At 68.3% G+C, this 3,603-nt stretch carries 3 protein-coding genes and 1 riboswitch; all 3 genes read right to left on the reverse strand.

Translation table 11 applies throughout. The annotated features are described in order from the left end of the window. Positions 1–2,084: TonB-dependent siderophore receptor (locus AC1DYI_RS29615; RefSeq protein ID WP_477207701.1), on the reverse strand; the 2,084-nt coding region annotated here is incomplete at its 3' end. Positions 2,085–2,156: 72 nt separating this feature from the next. Continuing rightward, positions 2,157–2,259: riboswitch (TPP riboswitch) on the reverse strand. Between the two features lie 118 nt (positions 2,260–2,377). Beyond that, positions 2,378–2,701: a ferredoxin FdxA gene (gene fdxA, locus AC1DYI_RS29620; RefSeq protein ID WP_477207702.1), complete on the reverse strand. Its 324-nt coding sequence runs from the start codon at positions 2,699–2,701 to the stop codon at positions 2,378–2,380. Positions 2,702–2,826: 125 nt separating this feature from the next. Next, a complete protein-coding gene (gene cobA / locus AC1DYI_RS29625) occupies positions 2,827–3,600 on the reverse strand; it encodes a uroporphyrinogen-III C-methyltransferase (protein WP_477207703.1) in 774 nt (257 codons plus the stop codon). Between the last annotated feature and the right edge of the window lie 3 nt (positions 3,601–3,603).

Consider the following 3,603-nt stretch of genomic DNA (forward strand, 5'->3'; position numbering starts at 1 on the left):
ATGCGAAAGCTGCGTGGCTCCAAMGGATAGAGGTACGCATGACCGAACTGGTAAGGGCTCTCGCGCCAGGCGCGGCGGTTGAACAGGTTGTCGACGCCAGCGCGCAGCAGCCACTCATGGCCGAGGGCGCGAGTGCCGTAGCGAGTGGCCAGGCCGACGGTGGTCCAGCCTGGGATGCGGGCGCTGTCGTCGGGCAATACATAGCGCGGGCCTTCGTAGCTCAGGCTGGCCTGGGCGCTGAGGCCGGTGATCGCGGTGAATTGCCAGCCGGCGCTCAAGCGCGCGCTGCGTTCGGCCACATTGGGCGGCGTGAGGCCGTTCTCAGCGTCGTTGCTGGCGCCTTCGCGACGCGCGCGCAGCCACATGCCACTGGCCTGCAAAGTCAGCTGACCGGTGTGCAGCTCGCCGCCAGCCTCGATGCCACGGTGGCGGGCGTTGCCATCGATGCGGCGGGTGCAGGTGGTGCCGGCGTCATCGCACAGGTCCGTCGCCTGTGGCCGGCGGATGTCGAAGGCGGTGAGGCTGGCGTTCCAGGTCGCTTGCGAGAACTTCAGGCCCAGCTCGACCTGCTCGCTCTTCAAGGCCGGCAGCGGTTGGCCCGCGTTGGTGTAGTTGGGCAGGTTCGGCGCCACATCGCTTTCCACGCCCTGGCCCCAGCTGCCGTAGACGAGCAGCGCGTCGGTCCATTGGTGGCTCAGCGCGACCCAGGGCGTGGTGAAGGATTGGCGGTAGTCGGTGCCCGTGGCTTCGCTCGAGCGCTCCAAAGCGCTGTGGCGCAGACCCAGCCATAGGCCGGTGTCTTGCGTGATCGCCAGGTGGTCGCGCACATGCAACTCGGTGCTGCGCTCGTGGCGGCCGGCTGTCAGGTAGGGATCGGCTCCTGACCCAGGTAACTGAACGCTGCCGTCGATCTGGCCCGTGCCAACCCATTCATAGATCTGCTCGTTCGGGTGCTGACGGAAATCGCTCCACTGCACGCCGGTCGACAGCTGGTGTGCGAGGCCCCACCACTGGGCGCGGCCGCTCAGCGTCAGCGAGCCAGCCAGCGTGTCGCGACGTTCGTTTTCGCTGCGGTAGTCATAGAGGTCGAAGCTGCCGTCGCTGCAATAGCGGTCCCATTGCGCTTCGGCGGTGCAGCCGTAGGGGAAGGCGATGCGATCGTCAGTGCGCAGGCGTTGGCTCATCACCTGGGCCTGCAACTGCCAGTCGGCGCCAAGCGTTTCGGTCCAGCGCAGGCTGGCGGTGGTGCCGTCGAAGACGACTGGTCTCGACCAGGCCTGGTTGTTCAGGTTCAAGCGCGGGTCGATGTCGCGCGCCGAGGGCACGCGGTCGCCCAGCATGCTGAAGCCCGGCATGCTCGGCTGCGACTGGTGGCTGATTTCGATCTCGGCGTCGAAGCGACGGTCGGCCGTGGGTTGCGCGCTGCCGGCCAATGCGAGCAGATGCCGCTGACCCTTCGAGTCATGCACCTGCGGGTCGAGCGACTCGACCGCGACGTTCAGCCGCAGGCCCAATGCACCGCCGTCGCCGAAGTGGCGCTCCAGGTCGGTCGCGGCCTTGAAGTTGCCGCGCTCCGACCAGCCGAGGAAGACGATCGATTGATCGCTGCCCCGCGGCCGCTTGACCACCAGGTTGGCCAGGCCGCCCGGTGCGCTGGTGCCGGCCTGCGCACCGCTGGTGCCCTTGAGCACCTCGATGCGCTCTTTGTTCTCCAGCGCGATGGCGGTCTCTGCATTGATCGGCAGGCCGTCGCGCAGGTAGTTGTAGTGGTTGTCGAGCACGAAGCCGCGCACGGTCAGCGCGCTCCAGTAGCCGGGCGCGTTGTAGGCGTCGGCGATGCTGGCGTCGAGCCGGGTCAAGGCCGACAAGGCGTTGGCACCCTGGTCCTCGAGCAGGCTGCGGCTCAGGCTCAGTGCCTGGAAGGGCGACTTGGAGAGCGCCGTGTCGCCGAAGCCGGCCACACTGGCTGGCAGCGGCTCGACGCGGCCGGTGATGGTGACCTGCTCGGCGGCCTGGCCGGCGCAGGTGGCGTGCACGGCAGCCAGGGCCAGCGCGTGCAAGGTGAAGCGGGGAAGGGACTGCATGGCCATCTGGGACTCGACAAGTCGGTCGCAGGGCCGCAAGTTCTGGATGGGTCTGCGGCACGCGAGCGCATGCCGCCATCTGAGCTGCTTCCCTGCGCGAGGATTACCTCAATCAGGTTCAAAGGGACTTTCTCAGTCGAGCCGGTAGACCGGCTCAACACCCCTAGCGGAGAACTGCCAGGCGCAGCGCCTGACAGCAAGCGCGAATTATCGCTGCGATCGCGCGTCAGCCCGGACGCGCAACAAAAAGCCCGCCACGGCGGGCCGGGCGGGCTTTGACAAGGATCAACAGGTCAGCGGATCAGCTGGTCCAGCTTGCCGGTCCGGTCTTTCCACTCGTCGGCATCGGGCAGCGCGGGCTTGCGCTTGGTGATGCTCGGCCAGCCCTTGGCCAGCTCGGCGTTGATCGCGATGAATTTCTGCTGGTCGGCCGGCACGTCTTCCTCAGGCAGGATGGCGTTGACCGGGCATTCGGGAATGCACACCGCGCAATCAATGCACTCGTCGGGGTCGATGGTCAGGAAATTCGGGCCCTCGCGGAAGCAGTCGACAGGGCAGACGTCGACGCAGTCGGTGTACTTGCAGCGGATGCAGGCTTCGGTGACGACGTGGGTCATGGTGCGGTGAAAAGTGAAAAGTAGGGCTTGGCTGGCGGCTCCGCCCAGCGGAAAGCCTCGAAGCCTGGCCTGCGCCGCGCATGACGCCGCGCAGCAAAGCATGAGATTTTAGGGCCTGGGGGCCTTCAAGCGGCGGGATGACCCTCGTACAAGGGCGTGGCCGCAACGAGAGGATCCTCGCTCTCGTGAATGGTTGGCGCCACTCTGGCGGCGCCGACACCCACGGTGACCACCGCCGGCCGGCCCGCATGCAGCACGCAGGCGGCAGGCAGGCTGTCGACCCGGTGCTCGCTGATCAGCTGGTCCGGCCAGCCGGCGCGGGAGACCACGCTGACCGGCGTTTCGGCCTGCCAGCCGGCTTCGAGCAGGCGGCGCGACAGCATCGCCAGTTGTCGTCCGGCCATGTAGAACACCTCGGTGTCGGCGCGGCGGCTGGCGTGCAGCTCGCGCTCCTGCGTCATCGCGGTGGTCAGCGACACGCTGCGGCCGTTGCCGCGGCGCGTGAGTGGGCGGGCGGAAGCGGCGGCAGCAGCCAGCGCGGCGGTCACGCCGGGGATCACCTCGCTGGTGATGCCGGCTTCGGCCAGCGCCTGCAGCTCTTCTTCGAGCCGGCCGAAGACGCTCGGGTCGCCGCCCTTCAGTCGCGCCACCAGGGCGCCCGTCTGGGCATGTTGCACCAGCAGCGCGTTGATGCGCGCCTGCGCGGTGGTGGTCGAGAAGCCGCGCTTGCCAACGTCGATCCACTCGGCCTTCGGCGCGAACTCGCGCAGGGCCGGGTCGGTCAGGGCGTCGAAAAGCACCACGTCGGCGCGGGCCAGCGCCGCGGCGCCGCGCAGCGTGATCAGGTCAGCCGAGCCCGGGCCGGCGCCGATGAAGATGACATGGCCGCGCTGGGGCATGGC

Source organism: Ideonella sp. P3_A4, from assembly GCF_056403075.1.